This is a genomic window from Paraburkholderia sp. ZP32-5, assembly GCF_021390495.1.
Taxonomy (GTDB): Bacteria; Pseudomonadota; Gammaproteobacteria; order Burkholderiales; family Burkholderiaceae; genus Paraburkholderia.
Map to the genome: position 1 here is coordinate 269,290 of NZ_JAJEJP010000003.1, position 19,987 is coordinate 289,276.

General features: G+C 62.5%; 12 protein-coding genes. 4 read left to right on the forward strand and 8 right to left on the reverse strand.

Annotated features, from left to right (window positions below):
* The 4 genes from tssM (at position 1) to L0U82_RS33855 (ending at position 10,995) form a co-directional block, all read left to right on the forward strand.
* Complete coding sequence (tssM, locus tag L0U82_RS33840; protein WP_233837993.1) at positions 1–4,230, forward strand: type VI secretion system membrane subunit TssM; 4,230 nt, start codon at positions 1–3, stop codon at positions 4,228–4,230.
* Positions 4,231–4,238: 8 nt separating this feature from the next.
* Positions 4,239–7,208, forward strand: a complete 2,970-nt coding sequence (locus tag L0U82_RS33845) for a type VI secretion system Vgr family protein (protein WP_233837994.1) — start codon at positions 4,239–4,241, stop codon at positions 7,206–7,208.
* Positions 7,209–7,286: 78 nt separating this feature from the next.
* Entirely contained in the window at positions 7,287–7,553 is a 267-nt protein-coding gene (locus L0U82_RS33850) for a PAAR domain-containing protein (protein WP_233837995.1), read from the forward strand.
* Positions 7,554–7,569: 16 nt separating this feature from the next.
* Positions 7,570–10,995 carry an RHS repeat-associated core domain-containing protein gene (locus L0U82_RS33855; RefSeq protein WP_233837996.1) on the forward strand — a complete coding sequence of 1,142 codons (3,426 nt, stop codon included), beginning with the start codon at positions 7,570–7,572 and terminating at the stop codon, positions 10,993–10,995.
* Here L0U82_RS33855 and L0U82_RS33860 read toward each other — a convergent pair.
* The 8 genes from L0U82_RS33860 to L0U82_RS33895 all read right to left on the reverse strand — a co-directional run bounded on the left by L0U82_RS33860 (position 10,900) and on the right by L0U82_RS33895 (position 19,860).
* Complete coding sequence (locus L0U82_RS33860) at positions 10,900–12,294, reverse strand: UDP-N-acetylglucosamine-transferase (RefSeq protein ID WP_233837997.1); 1,395 nt, start codon at positions 12,292–12,294, stop codon at positions 10,900–10,902. The genes L0U82_RS33855 and L0U82_RS33860 overlap by 96 nt on opposite strands.
* 39 nt (positions 12,295–12,333) lie before the next feature.
* Positions 12,334–13,350, reverse strand: coding sequence for a fimbrial protein (locus L0U82_RS33865; RefSeq protein ID WP_233837998.1), 1,017 nt, complete (start codon positions 13,348–13,350; stop codon positions 12,334–12,336).
* Between the two features lie 75 nt (positions 13,351–13,425).
* Positions 13,426–14,526: a type VI secretion system protein TssA gene (locus tag L0U82_RS33870; RefSeq protein ID WP_233837999.1), complete on the reverse strand. Its 1,101-nt coding sequence runs from the start codon at positions 14,524–14,526 to the stop codon at positions 13,426–13,428.
* Positions 14,523–15,596 carry a type VI secretion system baseplate subunit TssG gene (gene tssG / locus L0U82_RS33875; protein ID WP_442793726.1) on the reverse strand — a complete coding sequence of 358 codons (1,074 nt, stop codon included), beginning with the start codon at positions 15,594–15,596 and terminating at the stop codon, positions 14,523–14,525. The genes L0U82_RS33870 and tssG overlap by 4 nt, the downstream gene beginning before the upstream one ends.
* A 6-nt stretch (positions 15,597–15,602) precedes the next feature.
* The gene (gene tssF / locus L0U82_RS33880; protein WP_233838001.1) at positions 15,603–17,483 is read right to left on the reverse strand and encodes a type VI secretion system baseplate subunit TssF; all 1,881 of its coding nucleotides are present in this window, start codon (positions 17,481–17,483) and stop codon (positions 15,603–15,605) included.
* A gap of 1 nt (position 17,484) precedes the next feature.
* Positions 17,485–18,003 (reverse strand): type VI secretion system baseplate subunit TssE, encoded by a 519-nt coding sequence (gene tssE, locus L0U82_RS33885; protein WP_233838002.1) that lies wholly within the window; start codon positions 18,001–18,003, stop codon positions 17,485–17,487.
* A complete protein-coding gene (locus L0U82_RS33890; RefSeq protein WP_233838003.1) occupies positions 18,000–18,845 on the reverse strand; it encodes a type VI secretion system accessory protein TagJ in 846 nt (281 codons plus the stop codon). The genes tssE and L0U82_RS33890 overlap by 4 nt, the downstream gene beginning before the upstream one ends.
* Positions 18,829–19,860, reverse strand: coding sequence for a TagK domain-containing protein (locus L0U82_RS33895; protein ID WP_233838004.1), 1,032 nt, complete (start codon positions 19,858–19,860; stop codon positions 18,829–18,831). Before L0U82_RS33895 ends, L0U82_RS33890 begins: the two co-directional genes overlap by 17 nt.
* Between the last annotated feature and the right edge of the window lie 127 nt (positions 19,861–19,987).

Here is a 19,987-nt window from a genome sequence, read left to right on the forward strand (position 1 = left end):
ATGTCCTTTCTGAACCGCTTTCGCAAGCATGTTTTTACGCGCCAGACGTTGATGTTCGCGGCGATCCTCGTGATCGCCGCGGTCGTCTGGTTTATCGGACCTTTTATCGCATTCGGCGACTATCGGCCGCTCGAAACCGCACTGTCGCGCACGCTGACGATCATTCTGCTGCTGGTGTTGGCGCTGTTCCGGCTGCTCCGGGTGCCGGCCGGCATAGTGGGCGTGGCGCTGCTCGGTGTCGCGCTGTGCATCTGGAATTTCGGATCGAAATTTGCGTTCGGCGATACGCATCCGCTCGCCGCGCCGTGGTCCCGCGCGCTGCTGATTTCAGTTCTGCTTGCGTGCTACACGATTTATGGAATCTATCGCCTGTTGAAGGCGCTGGAAGACGACAAGACACTGCTGCAGCGCATCCTGAATCCATTCGCGCGCAAAGGTGACACGGCTCCGCTCGCGCGCAAGGAAATTGGCGCGCTCAATTCGGTAGTTACGAAGGCGATCGAAAAGCTCAAACGTCTGCGTGGTGGCCCGAGTGGGCTGCGTCGTCTGTTGGAAAATCAGCGCTATCTGTACGAGTTGCCGTGGTACATGGTGATCGGCTCGTCGGGAGCCGGTAAAACCACGCTGATCCTGAATTCGGGACTCGACTTTCCTGATGCCGATCAGATGGCGGAGGCGTCGCTGGGAACGCGCGTCGAAACCGCAAATTGCGACTGGTGGTTCACGAATGAAGCGGTGCTGATCGATACCGCGGGCCGCTATGCCGTGCATGACGCGGCTTCGCCAGCCGCCGGCGGCGACGCGAAGCCTCACGACGTCACGATGGACGACGCCGGGCCGCGCGACCCGAAATCCACCAACGCAGCGGAATGGCACGGCTTCCTCGCGTTGCTGCGCAAGCGGCGGCCGCGTGCGCCTATCAATGGCGCACTGCTGGCCGTCTCCGTTGAGGAGTTGCTGAGCGCATCGCCATCCGGCCGCAAGGCGCTTGCGGCATCGATGCGCGCGCGGCTTGGCGAGTTGCGTCAGCAACTGGGTATCCGCTTTCCGGTCTACGTGCTCGTCACGAAGCTCGATTTGCTGCCCGGCTTCAGCGAATATTTCCAGTCGCTGACCGCGGAAAGTCGTGCGCAGATTCTCGGCTTCACGCTGCCCTATCGGCAAGACGGTGACGAGCAGCATCGCGACGCGCTGCGCGTGAACTGCGCGGCCGAGCTGCGCGAACTGGAACAGGGACTCGAAGACGGCATCAATACGCGTCTTTCCGAAGTGTACGAAGTCGACCGGCGCAGAAAGCTGTATGCGCTGCCGTCCGAATTCCGTTGTCTGTGCGCGGAGCTGACCGAATTTCTCGCACTCGTGTTTCTCGACTCGAAATACGACGACACGCAGTTGAACAGTACGTTGCGCGGCGTCTATTTCACGAGCGCGGCGCAAACTCACCAAGTGGTGTCCGCCGACAACACGACGCTGCTGCAGCGCCTGAGCCGCGGGTTGGTGGGCATCGTCGGCGGTGGCGTGAGCGCAGCCGGGGCGGTGCCGATTGCGCCGATTGCACCCATCGCGCCGTCCGCGTCGTCATCGGGCAATGATGCGCCGAGCGCCTATCGCGGCTATTTTCTGCGCAACCTGTTCCAGCGCGTGATCCTTGCCGAAGGGCATCTCGTGCGGCCGAACTGGCAATGGGAAATGCGCTTTCGCACGCTGCGCGCGGTCGGCCATCTGCTGTCGATCGTCGTCGCGGTGTGGCTGGTCGGCGCGCTCGTCGTGAGCTTCGACAACAACCGCAACTACCTGGCCGCGACCGATCTGAAGACGGACACGCTCGCCACGCGTGTGGCCGCGCAGCGTAAGACGCCTCAGCAAGGCGCGACGGGGCCGATTCTTTCCGCAGCGCACGAGTTGCCGAGGTTAGATGATCTGGACCTCGACAGCCCCGGTCTCGCGTGGCGCTACGGGCTGTACACGGTGCCGGCCGTACGCGGCGCGGCCACTGTGACCTACGGCAACCTGCTGAATCAGATGGTGTTGCCGCGGATCGTCAGCCGGCTCGAAACCGTGCTCGACACGCAGATCGGCGCTCAGGACGCGGATGGCGTCTATCGCACGTTGTCGGTCTACCTGATGCTGTTCGACCGCTCGCATTACGACACAAAGGCGATCAAGGCGTGGGTGCTCGAAGACTGGGAGCACGCGAACAGCGTTGCATCGATGGGCGAGCGCAGCGTGATGGCGCGTCATCTCGACGCATTGTTTGCCGACGGCGTGCCCGCGGTGCCCGCACAGCCGATGAACGCGCCTCTCGTCGCGCGTGCGCGCGACTTTCTCGGCCGCAATCCGGCATCCGGGCGTCTCTATGAACGCGCGATGAACGCGATGGCGCCCGAAGCGCCGGAGGCTGTCACGCTGATCAGCGCCGCGGGTCCGCAGGCGACAGCGGTGTTCTCTCTGGCACCGGGCTCGACGCTCGAACGCGGCATACCGGGTCTCTATACCTACGACGGTTATCACGAGGTTTTTAACCAGCGCCTGCCCGAATTTCTCGCGCAGGCTCAAAAGCAGGATGCGTGGGTGATGGGCATGGCCGATACGTCGGCGCGTTGGCGACATTGGGAACGCGGCGGAGCGCCGGGCGATTCCGCCGGTGATTCCGCCGGTCACACGGCGAGAGACAAATCAGGCTCTCGCCAGGACCGCATCGCCGACGAAATCCGTCGCCAGTATCTGACCGACTACGGCAACTACTGGCAGCAGTTTCTCGATGACGTGAGGCCAGTTGCCGGCGGTGACGGCACGCTGGCACTCGATCTGCAGACGCTGCGCACGCTCGCCGCGCCGGATTCGCCGCTCGCGCGGCTCGCGCGCACAGCGGTGCGCGAGACATCGCTGTCGGTGACCGACAACGCGGACGAGCCGTCGCTCGCCGACAGCGCGGCGAATGCAATCACGCGCCGTTCGCGTGTCGCGCGCGCGGCAAGTGCCGTCGCCGCGACGGCGACGCTCGGTCAGATCTCGCAACAGCGCATGGAGCGGGAATTGGTCGACAACCGCTTCGCCGCGCTGCGCGAAGTCGTGACCGGCCACGCCAGCGTCGGCACCAGCAGTGGCAGCGGCAGCGGAGGAAGCTCCGCGTCCGCGTTGGCGCAAATGCCGATGGGCAGCGGCAGCGCGCTGCGGCTCGACGGCATCATCGGCCTGATCAACGAGCAGTACACGCACCTCGTGATGGCCGGCAACGTACTCGCAACCAACAGCATGCCGGCCGTCGACGACCTCGGTTCGACGCTGCAGCTGGAAGCCGAGAAGTTGCCCGCGCCGTTTCGCGCGGTGCTGACCGGTATTGCATCGCAGTCGATGCGCAAGCTCGACCGTGGAGTCGGATCGTTGCTCGCGCAGCAGGTCGAGTCGAGCGTCGGCGCGCAGTGCCGTCGCCTGATCGAAGGCAGGTATCCGTTTGCGGCAAGCGCCCAGGAAGTCGACATCGACGACTTCAACCGCGTGTTCGCCTCAGGCGGGCTGCTCGACGACTTCTTCGAGAAGACGCTCGCAAGCCGCGTCGACACAAGCACGCGGCCGTGGCGTTACAAGCCGGTCAACCCCGGCATGCCGCCGATTCAGGGGCCAGGCCTCGAACCTTTCGAGCGCGCGGCGGCGATTCGCGAGGTGCTTTTCCGTGACCCCGGCGCGAACCGGATGGCCTGGAAGATGAGCTTGAAGGTCGTGTCGCTGGATCCGGAAATCACGGATCTGCTGATCGATATCGATGGCCAGAGCTACCGGTATGCGCATGGCCCGGTCACGACATTCGCTGTCGCCTGGCCCGGGCCGCGTGGCGGCTCGATGGCCGGTATCACCGCGAATCCACGCGTGCGTCCGGATACGTCGATCACCATGGCCGAAGGACCGTGGGCGCTGTTTCGCCTGATCGACCGGGGCCGCGCGACGTCGACGTTGTCGTCGAGCCGCACTGCTGTCGAGTTCGGTTTCGACGGCCGCCGTGCAGTGCTCGAACTGACATCGGGCGGCCAGTCGGGCGCGCAGTTGACGGGTCTGCTCAACGGCTTTCGCTGTCCCGGCGGCAGTAGCCATGGTGGTAGCAACAGCGCGAGCCAGACAGCGGCATCGATGGTTTCCTCCGTCGGCGACGGCGGGTTGCAGTTTCGAAATACGGGTGCGCAATTCCGCGCCGGGCCGTTTTCGATGAATAGAGTTTCGATGAATAGAGTCTAGGGGAGTGAATGTCAAATAGTACGTTGAACAAGGTCGCTGTTCAGGCCCGGGTCGTCATGGTGTCCAGTGAGGCCATGCCGCAACTGCTCGGACAGCCCGCGCTCGAGTTCATGTCGCTGGAGGGCAACGAGTATCTGGGCAAGCTGTTTAGCTACGAACTGCTGCTGCGCACGCCTGATGATTACACGGTCCCGCTCGCCGTCAGCGCCAATATCGACCTCTCGGCGCTGCTCGGCAAGGAAATGACGGTGACGATGGAACTCGATCGCCCGGCTGACCTGGCGGCTGACGCGGACGCGGCCCGGCGCGAGATCACCGGCCTCGTCGTGGAGGCGGCGTACCTGTGCCGCAAAGGCCGCTACAACGTCTATCGCGTCGTACTGAAGCCATGGCTGGCGCTCGCCGAACTGACGACCGATTTCAAGACCTTTCAGGACAAGACCGTCATCGAAATCATCGACGAGGTGCTGAAGGACTATCCGTACCCGGTCGAAAAGCGGCTCGACGTCAGCTGCTATGAACTGACCGGCGAAAGCCCGCGCAACGAGCCGCGCGCGTTCCAGGTGCAGTACGGCGAGACCGATTTCCACTTTATCCAGCGGCTGATGGAAGAGTGGGGCATCTACTGGTTTTTCGAGCATTCCGATGGCAAGCACCGGCTCGTGCTGTGCGATCACATCGGCGCGCACCGCAAGTCGCCGAATCCGGCATACCACACGCTGGCCTTCCAGCCGCAGGGCGGCAAAACCGATACCGAGTATGTCAGTGAATTCTCGATGACCGAGGCGCTGCGCACCGGTCACTATGTGACGAGCGACTTCGACTTCACGCGCTCGCGAGCCGATCTGCGCGCGATCAACCAACAGCCACGCGATACGAACTGGAACACGCTCGAGCACTACGAGTGGCCGGGCGACTACACCGACGGCAGCCACGGCGAGCTGCTGGCTCGCACCCGTATGGAAGCACTGCGCGCGCCGGGCCGACGCGCGAAAGGCTCGGGCAACGTGCGCGGGCTCGCGTGCGGCCAGACGTTCGAGCTGACCGGTTACGACTATACGGCGGCGAATTGCGAATACCTGGTCATCGACACGGAACTCAAACTGACCGGCAACCCCGACGAATCGGGCAGCAATTACGAGTACACGTGTAGCAATAAATTCAACGTACAGCCGACGAGCGAAATGTTCAGGCTGCCGCGTGAAACGCTCAAGCCGCGAGTGAGCGGCCCGCAGTCGGCGATCGTCGTGGGGCCGCCAGGCAACGAACTGTGGACCGATGAATTCGGTCGCGTGAAGATCCACTTCGCATGGGACCGCTACGGCCGCAACGCGGAAACGGATTCGTGCTGGGTTCGCGTGAGCCAGGCGTGGGCCGGCGCGAGCTTCGGCGGCATCTACATTCCGCGAATCGGACAGGAGGTCATCGTTGACTTCTGGAATGGCGATCCGGATCGCCCGCTGATTACCGGCAGTCTGTACAACACGATCACGCGCCCGCCTTATGACTTGCCCGGCAACGCGACGCAGAGCGGCTTCATGAGCCGATCGATGAAAGGCGGCTTGCAGAATTTCAACCGTATCCGTTTCGAGGACAAGGCAGGTGCCGAGGAATTCTCGATTCAGGCAGAGCGGGAAATGAGCCGCCTGACGAAATTCAACGAGTCCCATGTTGTCGGCGCCGACTATACGGTCGGTGTGGCGGCGGAGCACAGCGTCGCAGTGGGCGGGAAGTACTCGGTGGACGTGAAGAAGGCCGCGTTTTATTCGGTGGGTCTTGCGCAAACCGTTTCTATCGGCGGAGCCGAGGCCACGGCAGTCGGGGGTGCATCCGCATTGTCGGTGGGAGGAGCCCGTTCCGTCACGGTCGGCGGCGCGTCGTCGCACGCGGTGGGCGGCGTCTATTCGCTGTCCGCGGGTGATGCCTTGTCCATCGTTTGCGGCGAATCGTCGTTGACGATGACCAAGGACGGCGAGATCAAGCTGATCGGTACAACCATTCGAGTCCAGGCGGCCACGCGCGCCGTCGTGCAGGGCATGCCGCTGGAGCTCAATCCGGGAGATTTCGACGTAGGCAATAAAACGACGGTGCCGGTTCCAGTCGTCGTGCTCGCCGCGGGGGGAGCGTTGCCGGGTCTGCCGTCGCCGGGCGATCCGGATCCGTCGAGCCCGCCGGAGATAACGCCGACGCCGACGCCGGAACTGACACCGACGCCGACGGCGACGACGGAGCCGACACCCGAGCCGACACCCGAGCCGACACCCGAGCCGACACCCGAGCCGACACCCGAGCCGACACCCGAGCCGACACCCGAGCCGACACCCGAGCCGACACCCGAGCCGACGCCAGAACCGACACCGGAACCGACACCGGAGCCGACACCGGAGCCGACACCGGAGCCGACACCGGAGCCAACGCCCGAGCCGACACCGGAGCCAACGCCCGAGCTGACACCGGAGCCAACGCCCGAGCTGACACCGGAACCGACGCCGGAGCCGACACCGACACCGACACCGACACCGACACCGACACCGACACCGACACCGACACCGACACCGACACCGACACCGACACCGACACCGACACCGACACCGACACCGACACCGACACCGACACCGACACCGACACCGACACCGACACCAACACCAACACCGACACCAACACCGACACCGACACCAACACCGACACCAACACCGACACCAACACCGACACCAACACCGACACCAACACCGACACCCGAGCCGACACCCGAACCGACACCGGAACCGACGCCAGAGCCGACACCAGAACCAACACCAGAACCAACACCAGAACCAACACCAGAACCAACACCAGAACCAACACCAGAACCAACACCAGAACCAACACCAGAACCAACACCAGAACCAACACCAGAACCAACACCAGAACCAACACCAGAACCAACACCAGAACCAACACCAATCCCGTCGATACCACCGTCATTGAGCGAGTGGTAACCACGTTTTTTTGCAACTTGGTCCAGCGGCCGAGCGCATCACTGCTCGGCCCGATCATTCATAAGGAGATGATTCCGTATGTTTTCAGCCGCCCGCAAAGGCGACGCAACCGGACATGGCGGTGCGATCGTCACCGGCTCGCCGTCAGTGACGATCAATCGCATACCCGCTGCGTTGACCAGCATCAGTTCGGCAACCTGCGCGCTCCATCCTTCCGTGCAAGCCGTGGTGGCCGGTTCGGCCTCGGTATTCATCAACAACGTGCCGGCGGCTCGTGTCGGCTGCACGACCTCGTGCGGCGCGCCGATCTCCACCGGTTCACCGGATGTGCTGATCGGTTCGTAACGGCAAGGATCGCGGATTGGAAACCGGAATCGCCGGGATAGGCGGAGAGTTGGTCGGGCTGCCTGGTGTCGTATTGCCGCCGACTCGTGGCGTCCAGCCGGTCGATTGCTGCCAGCGGCTCGGCGAATTGGTCGACCGATATCGCTTGCGCGGTGCGCTATCGGGTGTGTTGTGCCGCTCAGTCGACGTCATTGCCGGCAGCAAGGTTTGTCTTCCCGCCGACGAAATCGACTTCGCGTTGCGTGGCCGTCTGCCGTTCGATTGGTCCCGTCACTATTCGAGCGCGCGCGCAACAGTCGGCCTACTCGGCGTCGGCTGGCGTACCCGCTGGGAAGTCACGTTGCATAAAGTGGGCGACGGGCTTGTCTACGTCGATGAATATGGCGGCACGATCAGCGTGCCGTTTCCCGAACGTGGCACCCAGATCATTGCGCCGTCCGCGCAATTGCACTTCGCGCATTTGCCTGACGGCCGCATCGTCGTCGCCGATCTGAAGCCGCATTACCGGATTTTCGGCGACTTCGACGAAAGCGGGATTGCGCGGCTCAAGTACATCGAGGATCTGCACCAGCAGCGCGTCGGATGCATTTGGGACGGCGAAGGCCGGTTGTTGCGCATGCGCGATACGGGCGGCCAGGAGTTGCGGATGCACTATGGCACTGCGGTGGGCACACGCGTCACCGCGATCGAATGCGTCGGCGACGGCCCGGGCGGCGTGCTCGTCCAGTATGGCTACAGTCCGAACGGTGAACTCACCGAGGTACGCAATCGCATCGGCGCAATCGTTCGCCGCTTTGCCTGGCAGGACGGGCGGATCGTGGAGGAGACCGACGCTCTCGGCATGACTACGCGCTACGCATGGCGGACGATCGACGGTGTCGCGCGCGTGGTTGAGCGCGCCACCTCCGAGGGCGCACTTGACCGCTTCGCTTATGACGTCGACCACCGTGTCAGTCAGGTGATCGACGTATTCGGACATTCCGCTAGCTGGCAATACGACGAACACGGCCACGTGCGAGCGCATACGGACTTCGACGGACGACGCTATCGCTTCGACTATCGGGATACCGACGCGCCGATCGCCATCCGATTGCCGGGCGAGCGCGTGGTCCGTTTTCAATACGATTGGCTCGGACGCGTCACGCAGGAAATCGATCCGCTCGGCAAGACTCGCGTCACCCAGTATGCGTTCGCGTCGCTCGAGCCCGTATCGGTGACAATGAGTGACGGCCGCATATGGATGTGGGCGCGAAACAGGCGTCTACAGCCTTTGCATTGCCAGATACCGAGCGGCGAAATGACGCGCTTCGAATATGACGGTCATGGATTCATGACCCGCTCGACCGACGCGCTCGGTGTCGCGACCACGTATGTACACGACCGGTGGGGACAACTGATCCGACGCACCCAGGCCGATGGCGGCGCGACGCACTACGAGCGCGATGCCAGCGGCTGCATCGTGCGTGTGACCGACGCACTCGGCGCAGTCACGCTGATCGAGCGCGACCGGCTTGGCCGCCCGGTCAGCGTGACGCGCCCGGACGGGCAGATCGAACGACATGTCTGGAACGCCGCCGGTCAACGGACTTCATTTGTTGGGCCGACTGGCCGGGGCAGGCATTGGTATCGCGACCGGCGCGGCAACGTATTGCGCGCCGTCGACGAGGAGGGCCACGTCATCGCGCGACAGTACGATGCGCATGGCCGTCCAGTGCGAATCGAAAGCGGGAACGGGGCCGTCCAGACGCTCAAGTGGGAGGCGCGTCAATGCCGGTCGATCACCGATGCCGACGGTGTCGTGCGCGACTTCGTCTATACCGATGCGGGCCAGATTCGCAGCGTGATGTCGAAAGCCGGTGTGCAAACACGTAACGAGACGTTTGCTTATGACGAGGCGGGGCGGCTTGTCGAGCGCGAAACGCTGCACAACCGTTACTCGTATCGCTATGACGCTCATGGAGAGCTCGAAGCGATTAACCGCGCGCCAACTGGCGCGGGTGAACTGATAGGCATCGGTGCTGACGAAATCCGCTTCGAGTATGACGCGGGCGGACGTCTGATCGCGGAGCGAGGCGCCAACGGCGAATTGCGTTACACGTACAACGCCACCGGCTGTCTTGTCGCGACACTGCTGCCACAGGGACAAGAGGTAAGGACCCGCCGTCTCGAAACCGGCGAGACTGCGCTCGTCGAATTGGACGAACGCGAGGTTGCGCGGTTCTGGTATGACTCGTTGGGACGTCCGATTGCGCGCACGCAGGGTTGCCTGCAAACGCGGGTGGGCTATTCGCCGCTTGGCCGGCCCGCGTGGTGGCGCTCGACGATGCGCGACGAGCAAGCCGTGCCGGCGACGTCACCTGAAACCGATATGCAGCTGTGGTGCGAAATGGATTACAGTCCGGGTGACTTGCTGGTCAAAACCGTCGGACCCGGTGAAGAGCAGACCTGGTACGACTACGACCGGCGCGGCTGCCTGCTGCGGCGCGTGTCGGATCAACTGGCTATCGAGTACTTCACATGGGATGCCGCGAGCAATCTACTCGATACGCCCGGTGACAACTGGTTTCCCGCCATCTACGCCGATCATCGGATTCGCGCGTGCCGCGGCTATCGCTATCAATACGACGAGTGGGGGCAACTGGTGCATCGGAGCGGTCGCGATGGTTCGCTGTCGCTTGAATGGGATGCGGAAGGGCGGGTGATTGCCGCGCATCGCAACGGGCGTACCGTGCGGTATCAGTACGACGGATTGGGCCGGCGCATCGTGAAGCGCGTTGAAGCCACTTCGCCGCGGCGGTCGCAAACGGTGGAGCAGGATGATGTCACGCGCTATCTGTGGCAAGGGCGCAGGCTTATTCAGGAGCAGCGTGCGGATGCACTGCGGACTTACCTTTATCAACCGGCGCCGCCCCGTTCAACGGGCTTTGCGCCGCTTGCCTGTATAGATCAGACACTAACCCGCGATGGCGACATCAAGGACACGCGGATCTATCACTACCATACCGATGGTGTCGGAACCGCGATCGCACTGACCGACGAAACCGGCAACGTGATGTGGCGTGCTCGCTATCGCGCGTGGGGGACGCTTGCCGCTCCCGAGTGGGAGCGCAGTGGAACCATCGCCCAACCGCTCCGCTATGCCGGTCAATACGCAGACGAAGAAACGGCATTGCACCATAACGGCACGCGTTTCTATGATCCGGACGCCGGTCGCTATATCAGCCCTGACCGCACCGTTCACGGTGGCGTCAGCCCCTATCGCTACGCGCCGAATCCGATGACGTGGTGCAATCCGCTTGGCCGCGCGACGCCGGATCGCTTTCCAAATCTTGCTGGTGGCGAAGCGTCAAACAACGACGGCGTGCCCGACCCGGCTCAGCAGATTGCCAGCGTCGTCAAACAGTTCGATGGCATACCGGGCTGGGATCTGTTCGAGCGCTGATAAGAAGATGACGCGAAAATCGAGCCAATTGTTCGCCCGGGATTGGGACAGGCGGCTGGCCTCGACCGTCTCGCTGTACAGGTCGGCCGCGGTGTCGTCGTAAACGACGACGTTGGCCGATGTTGCGCAAGACAACAGGTTTACCGCGCCCGGCGAGGCCGCGTGTTTGTCGAACGTGTCCCGATGCAAGCAGACGCGAACATCGTTGGCACGCCGCAGAGAAGTTTTCCACGTTGCTTCGTCGGCGCGCGGTGTGCCGGGCGGCAACGGTGGCTCATGATTGAGCGTGGTTTCGTGCACGCCGCGGCACGCGAAGCTGATGCCCGCGTACGCTTCATAGTCCGCTAAGGTGCGTGCCGTGCCGTGCCCGTATTTGTCGAAATTGTGCTGCGCGCTGGTTTCGCCGTCGACACCGAGTAGCGCACGATTGCGCTGGTACGCGCGGGCGCTACGCTCTCCCCAATGTTCGTCAATTTCTCCCCTTTGCTTTGCCTGATCGGTGTGATCGTCCCACATCTTCACGCGATACTCGCGCGTGTACTCGTGCCAGGCAATCAGGCAGTGCGGATGATATAGGTCGTAGCCATGTGTGAATGCTCGCACGGCGATAGAGATCTCTTCGCCGAGAAAGAAATAGTCCGGATCATGCTGGACGGTTTCTGCGAAGTGACCATCAGCGAACGTGAAATGTCCGCTGTAGAAGCGCGCGCGAACCGGCGCATCTACGGGCGGCAATTTCTTGCCGCGAAACATCACGACACCTTCCGTGCCGAAACGATCGAAGCACAGGAATAGCGGATTGCCACCTAAGTCAGAGTCGTTCGCTGGGTTGAACGGTGGAAGATATCCGGTCAGCAATGGCTTCGGGCTTTCAGCGCGTAACGATTCGAGTGTGTCGATGACGAGCTTGTCCCATCCTTCGACGAAGCGGTGATGCGAATCGAGCTGCAGCGTGTAGCGTTCTCCACCGTAGCGTTGCTGAATGGTGTTTCGCGCCCAGCATGCGCCCTGCGTCATCATGTGCGGTATGTCGATCAGTTCGACCTTCGCGCCGCGGTAATCGAGATGCTGAACGGGCCAGTCGCCGTTTTCTTCCGTGCTCCATTTGCCGAAACCTTGCCGCCAGAATTCGCCGAGCGTTTCGTCAGGCGCATGCTGCCAGCAAATAGCGATACGCAGCCAATCCGGCCTTTTTGCCTTGTTGATTAAGTCGAGCAGTGTGGGGATCAGCTGCGAATCGCGATAGCTTGCGATCTGCACGAAAATCGAGCTTGGCGATGCGATGGATAAAGCGGTCATACGAATGATTCCGGGGCAACGTGGGTGGAGTACACAGATTTAGAGGATGGTCATGGTGAGGGTTGCGGTCGCCTGAATTCTCCCGGCCCTTGGCGTTGCGCTTCCGACGCGCAGCACGGTTGCCTCAAGTGAGAATGGAGATTGCATGCTTCCTCCTGGTGTCTGGACGACAGTGCTCGCTGGATCGTTCGGCCTCAGGATCGTGCCCTTCGACACATCTTTGAGGCGGATAGCGAGATTCGTCGCGCCGGTGTTCTTCAGCATGCTGGCATCGTCTGTATCGGGCGTGCCGGACAGTGCCGCGGTGATCGACGCTGGTGGTGTCGGCCCCGAGCAGAGCACGGTGAACTCGACTGCTCGCGTGGGGCCCGCCGTAGTTGAGACATCCGCTGGACCGAATGTGCCGAAGTCGATGTTCAGTGCGCTGGTATTGACGGTGCAAGTGGGCAGGACCTTGATGTTCAAACTGCTACCGTTGATCATAACAATGGTCTTACCGTCGCCGTCGCCATGGCCTGTACCTACAAGGCCAAACTGAACGTTCACATTGCTGGCGATGTCCCCGGTTTTGTACAGTTCGATCCGGAACTGTGTCCCGGCGCCAAAGGAGATGTACACCCGTTGATTGGGGTCCTCCGTGCCTGGCTGCGCCGTTCTCACAATTGGATAGTCCGTCGCCGCACCGGTTGCGCTAAGTTGACTCAGCTTGAAGCCGACGCCGGGCACATTGGTGTTGTAGATGCCGGGCAGGTTGGACGGCGTGGCGCCGACGACATTCAGCGTCAGCGTGCCGCTGTTTACACAGGCCACGAAAAATATCGGTGTGGGAAGCGCAGTGGATAGGCCCGTCGCAATCAACGATCCGACAGGAAGTCCGGGATCGATCGATACAGACGCATTCTGAAAGAGCACGTTGGCCTGCACCTGCTCAGACGGGGTGTTACCCTGCTCATTCAACGCGTCCATATCGGTTTGGTTCAACTGGAAACACGCAGCAGATGCAATACGCGCGATCCCAAAGCTGATGAGGATGACAAGTTTGACGAGTCTTTTCATTGGTGATTGTTGCGTTAACCGGTGTGCCGTATGGATTGGAGGAAAAGGAAATAAAGGCCGTGGCGACGAACTGGCTCAGGTGTCGATCTCATCCCATTTAGCCAGCAGATCGGCCGGAATGATGTGGGCAAGTTCCGAAAATCGTTTGCCTACCATTCGTTCCGACTGGCGTAACAGGACGATGACCGGGCTACTCGGTTCGTTCTGCTCGAACCACATGCGTGTTTGCTGAATGGCCGCAAGCGCGCTCCACCGGTCAACGGGCGGCGCGATGACGGTAGCCGATAGCTCATCGGCTCGTAGGTCTGATGGCAACGGCGAGCCAGCGACAGGGATTGGCGCGGCGGGGACCGTGGTTGCGCTTGTGATAGGCAGAGGAACTGACGGAAGGGCGTCGCCCTGCGTCGAGGCGTGTCTGGTCGCCACCGATACTGTTGAGCCGCCACCGTCCAGTTGCGATTGCGCAAACGGCTGCAGCGTGCGGGATAACGCGCCGAGATCGGGCGCGTCGGCGCCGAGTTTTTCATCGCACCACGCGGCGATATTTTCAGTCAGCCGCCTCGCTTCGGCGAATGCCGCAATTGCCGCATCGCGCCGGCCCGATAATTCCTTAAGCAGTCTGACGACGGACTCAGGCGCGAGTGCACCTTTCTGGCGGGGCATTGCAAACGCTTTTTCGATATCGCGTAGCTGCAGCTTCAGGCCCGTTGCCTTCGGCATCGCGATGTCTCGCACATCGGCTAGCGCCCCGTCGGGATCGGCGAGGGCGGCGATCGCATTCGCAAACATTACTGGGTCACGTTCACCCTCGAAGACGGGCAGCGGATGGAGCGCTTCGCCATAGCATTCGAACATCGCCTTCAGGAATGCCAGCCCGTCGCGCAGTCCGCCCGCGCCGTCGAGCCGGACCCGACAGCGCAGCAGGATAACCGCGAGGCGAATGTCCTTCGTGCGCAGCAGCAGCGCGCGGCAGTGGCGTTCGATCTCGGCCCAATTGGCGGGCGCCGGAACGTCGACGAAATCGCCGTACTGCGCGTCGACGCGCGGCGCTGCGGCGGCGAGCAGCATCACGAAATCCGGATCGTATTCGAGGTCGGGACCGCAGGGCGCGCCGACGTCGACCGGTTCAAGGAGGTCTGCGTAGCGCAGCAAGGCGGCGGGGGTGTTGGCGTTCATGTGCGCAGACTCCTGGATTGATCGTTGTATTGCTCGGGCTCGAACACCATGCCGACGACAGGCTGATCGTTGAGCGACTCGCCGAGCCACGTCGAATAGCCGAGTCGTTGCGCCGCATCGGCGCGGGCTGGCGGCGCGGCGCGCGGTTGCACCAGCAGCTTGACTTCCCATGCGTACTCGTGGCCGACGAAGGTCCGCACCCATTCGACGAATGTGGCCAAATCCTCGCCGTGCGGCGTTAGGCGCAGGTACTGCTCAAGGTCCAGCGGTCCCACCACGAGGCGGAACTTGTGCTGCCGGTCGGGAATCGTCTCGCCCAGTTGCGCGCATTCGCCGATGATCGCCGCCGGGCCCGCCACGCCAAGCTTCGTATGTTCCGTGGCGGATAGATGGATCCAGTGCGAAACGAATTCCTCGACCACCATGGGCACGCCAAAGTAGTGCGATAGCGTTGCCGCGACGCCGGCCGGATCGCGCGACTCGCGCACGAGATGTGCCGCCGCGCTATAACGGGCGTGGGTTGGCAGACAGGAGCGCCGCGCCTCGGCTGGGTCGACTCCGGTCAGGCTCGCGACATAGAACGAGAACGTTTCGTCGTCGGGCCGGTCGAGCGACGCAGTGGCTTGTGCGGACGCCCATGCGCGATAGAACTGCGACAGCGCACGGTGATGGAACAGGTCGACGAGGTGAACGAGGGTGTGATCCTGATGACTTTCCGCGCGACTGTATGCGAGCTCCGTCATATGCAACGGCAGCGGCCCCTGCGGCCCCCAAATACCGAGCCCGAACAGACGCACGTCGAGGCGGCCGTTGCGCACGTCGAGCGACGCGATCTCTCGCGGCGCGAATGTCATCGTCGGCTGCTGGCCGATCCGGAACGGTTCCTCGCCGGGTAGCCGCGCGGTACCGGGCAACGGCATCGTCGGCGCGCGTGCCGCGATCGCGCGTAATACGCTCATGAAGCCGGATTGCCACGGCGCTTGCGGGTCGAACCACGCGTTCAGCCGGGTACCAGGCGCTTGCGGATCGAGCCCCAGCGGCGCCGACGCGGCAGCGGATGTGTTCGACATATCCATCTACACTGCTCCGCGTCCGCCCATGCGCGGCCGCCACTGCGTGACGAGGCCACGTTGCATCGAACGGAGTTCGGTTTCGGTGAAGACGTTGATCGACACGTGACGGGCAAGATAATGCTCGAGCACGAGGCCGAACAGATACGGGCTGATACCGGAGAAGCCCGTTTCGTCGACGGTCAGTTCGCAGCGCACGCCACGCCCGTAGACGAGCAGGCCGTCGCCAGGTAGACGCCGGACGACCGGCTCGGTGCGCGCGCCGACGAGTGCTTCGATCTGCCTCGCCTGTTCGCGCTCGCCCGGCGTGATGAACAGGCCGAGCATGTTGCGCAATGCCTGGCCGCCGTCGCCGTGATCGAGTTCGGCAAGCGGCATGTAGTTGAAGCTCAACTGACGGATCAGACGCCACGCCGTTTCACCGCTCGCATAAGGCGCACGCGGCGCGCTGGGTGCATGCACGAGGCTGGCGCCTTCGATGGGTACTGAGTCGGGCATCGTGAGATCGGTCTTGCCGTTGCGCGGGATCAGACGCGGCAGGTCGCGGTTCGTGAGCCAGGCATCGACTGACAGGTAACGGATGTCGTCGGCATAAGGCGCTTCGGCCTGATCGACCAGCGATACATAGACCTCGGTGCCGATGTACGGCGTGCGGGTGCCGTACTTGCGTGCGTTGGCCGACAGCGTGCGCTGCTCGCGGCGCACCGAGAAATAGCGGCCGTGGTTGCCCACGTCGCTGTGCAATGTCTGATAGAGCGGATTGAATTCGACTTCGAGCGATGTTTGGGCCTTCTTGCCGAACACCCGCGACACCGAGAAGATTTCATAGTCGAGCGGGCGCGTGCGGTCGGCGAGCAGGTGGAAGTCTGTATGCGCGCGATTGAGTTCGACACGGTCGGTGCGTTTGTGAAACAGATTGACGACCGGCGTACAGAACAGCAGGAAGCGCGATGCGTCGACGTGCGTGGCCAGTTCTTCGGGCAGCCGGTCGAGTAGCAACACGATTTCGGCTTCGTTGCTGTCAACGCGTGCGAGGCCCGGTGCGAGCTGCGTCAGCGCGACGAAATAAAAGCGCTGGCGGTACGCGAAATACTCCTGCAGCAGATTGTGGCCATGGAATGTATTCCACGTGAGCGGCAACAGCCCCTGCGCCGGTTGCAGCCCTTCGAATTCCACCGGCGATTTCGTGACCACATGCCCTTCGCCGCGCGCCGCGCCATACGTGCGCACCACCGAAGCAACGCTGCCCGCGTGGACCAGCTCGAACAGATGCGAGGCGATGCGTTCGTCGCCGCCGAGATAGACCGGCAGCCGATCGAAATTCTGCATCTGGCTGAACTTGACCTCGGCTGTTGTGCGCAGCCGCAGCCGCAATGCGCCGCGTAACTGCTGATGCGGCAGCAGATGGCGATCGGTGTTTGGGATATCCGGCGGCACGGCGGTGAGCTGTGCGTCGACGATCTCGATCGGCCACAGCCTCACGTCCTGACTACTGCGGAATTCGCATGCGGTCTGCTCGCCGGGTGGAATCGCCGAGCGCAGCATGCTATGACGCGGCACCTGTACGCCCGTCACGAAATCTCCAGCGCTCAGGCTGGGCCGCAACTGCACAACCGCGATCGATGGCGTGGGCGCGACGTAATTCGGATAGACCACTTCGAGCAGACGCTGCGTGAAGCGGGGAAACTCGGCGTCGAGCTTGATCTGGGTACGAGCCGATGTGAAACAGAATGCCTCGATGAGCCGCTCCACATACGGGTCGGCGACCTCGATGCCATCCATGCCGAGGCGTCGCGCGATCTTCGGGTGCTGCGCGGCGAACTCGCCGGCCATCTCCCGCATATAGGTCAGTTCGGTGTTGTAGTACTCGAGAAATTTCGGATCCATATCAGCGTTCCCGGCGGAGATCCGTATCGAACGTGACCTGATTCGTCTCGATGTCGAACGCGCTTTGAATGCGAAATTCGAGCGGATAGGGCGACCAGTGCATCAGTCCGTCGATCTCGAATATGAGCTGGCTGTAGCGGATCGGGTCCTTGCTATGCAGTGGGCGGATATGCACCGAATCAGATATCAGGCGCGGCTCGAAGCGCTTGATCGCGGCACGGACCACGCTCGCGACATCCTCCCAGCTGCGATTGGTGAGATAGCTGCCGGACAGCGGGGCAATGCCGTAGTTGACGACCGAATTGGCCACTGCTTGATGTCGCGTTTCATCGAACTCATCGTTGAGGCTGGTCGTGTTAAGCAGCAGACTCAGGTCGCGTTCGACGATGCGGTGCATGCGTTCGGCGTTCGGCGCATAGGCGTCCGGATGTTCGGTTTGCCGTTGCGGTGCGTCGTCGAGTAGACGGTCGATCAACGACGGCAGATACGCCTGCCGATGCCGGATGTCGGACATACTCATGTCTGCTCGGTCTGTTCGTCGTGAATGAAGTGGCATTCGTCGAGGTCGAGCAAGCCGAAGTCCCCCCTATCGGTACACCAGGTTTTCTGGCCGAGCGCGATCACACCGGCTTCACCGACGTCGGTCCACACGGTTTCACGGGCGAGCCTGGTTGCGCACGGACTGCTTTCCGAACCTGGATAGCGCACCGGCAGATAGCCGCGCAGCACGGTTGCATTGCGCAGACCCACGATGACCGAGCGCCAGACGAGGTCGATCAGTGTGGTGGTGGGGCCGAGGGTGAGCGATTTCATCGCGTCGAACGGCACCCAGCGATAACCGCCCGCGACGGCCAGTTCACACACCGGGCCAAGACGGCTGTCGCTGTCGGCCAGCCATTCGAATGTGCCGACCCGTGCGCCTCGGCCGCGCGTTGCCGGTGCGGCGCTGAAGGCGGCATGACGCAGTTCGTCGGCGGCGATGAGGTCACCTTTGCCGAGCTTGACGTTGGCCTCTATCAGCGAGTTCACCCACGTCGGCAGTGGATCGATTTCTCCAGGTGTGCGCTGGCCCGCGAACACCTCGGCGCGGAACATCTCACTCTGGATCAGTCCGTGATACAGGTGCGCGCGCGATGCGCCTTCTGGTTCCAGCGTGGCCCACGTTTGCAGTTGCTGCAGCGCGCGTTCCCATTCGCCGTCGACGCACAGCAGCTCGAACAGCAGCCAGCGTTCGCGGACGTTCGACGGATGTCTGCGCACGTTGTCGATGGTCTGCGCTTTCAGTTCGGCGAGGGTTTGCGTGTTGAGCCAGCTTTGAAGCGTTAGTGCTGGTGACGCGTGCGGATTAGCGGTCGTGTTCATCTGGGGATGCGGTTACTTCGTATTCGGTGGAGTCAGGCACGGACATAGGGCTGTCTACGCTGACGAGGTGGTGTTCCTGACGCGCAAGCGGCGCGGTCTGGCTTGTACGGCGCGGCGAGAGGCCACCGGGCGCGAGCAGCGCTAGGATTTCGTGTGGTTCGTCCGCTTCGAAGATCTGACCGGAGCCGAACGCGTCGAGGCTGTCCAGCAGCGTGTCGATATTTCTGCCTTGAGTGAGCAGATCGAATACGGACGACTCGCCCTGCGATGACAGCGCGAGTTCGGCGAACGGATCGTGCTGCGGTGTGATGGCCGACCCGTGGCTATCCGTGCTTGCTTTTTTCAGAGCGTGCACGTTGCCGCTTTTCCGACTCAAGAGTGCCTGACGGTATTCGAGCGTGAGCATGGCGAGCGGGTCCGCTTCAGACGCATTTGATTCGAGCGCTCCCATTTCGCCCAGGCCAGCCGGCCAAAACAACGAGTCGCTGTCGTGCTGCGGGTTTTCCGGAGCGGGTGGTTCGCTCGCGCGTCGCAGCGGCTTGGGCTGGATCGCGCTATGGTCGTCACCGGCGAGTGCGATCAGATCGCTCCAGTCTTCCGGCTTCGCGAGCACAGGTTGGAGCGGCTCCGCCAGCGGCTCGTTTGTTAGGTGTGCGGGACTGTCGGCTTCGGTAGGGTTCGTCGTTTCGTCTGGAAGCTTCGAGGGCGAATCGGACAAGGGTTGATCGTCGCCACGCGAGAGCAAATTGCCGTTGGAGATATCGCCCGCGTTTGTGCTATCGCCTACGCTTGTGCCCAATGCACAGCCAGTCGTGTGCGCGTCGGATAAATCGGTATGCGAAGCTGATGAGCGCTGCGTGGTGGTTATCAGGGTTCCCAAGGTTCTCGGCGTGATGGTCTCCTGCGATCCCATCGGCCTGATGGCCGCGAACGAGCGGATCGTCCTTGCGAACATCGTCAGCGCGTCTGCTTTGATGGGTGAGTTGTCCCATCGGGCCTGATATCCGGTCATCATCAGGGCGCCTTGCGAATACGACGAATGCGAGAGAAATCTGCCGATAGAACGTGCACGCTGGGAATCCTCCTGCGAGGAGTGAGAAGACTAAATGCCAAACCTGCCCGCATGAAAATAGCGCGCGACG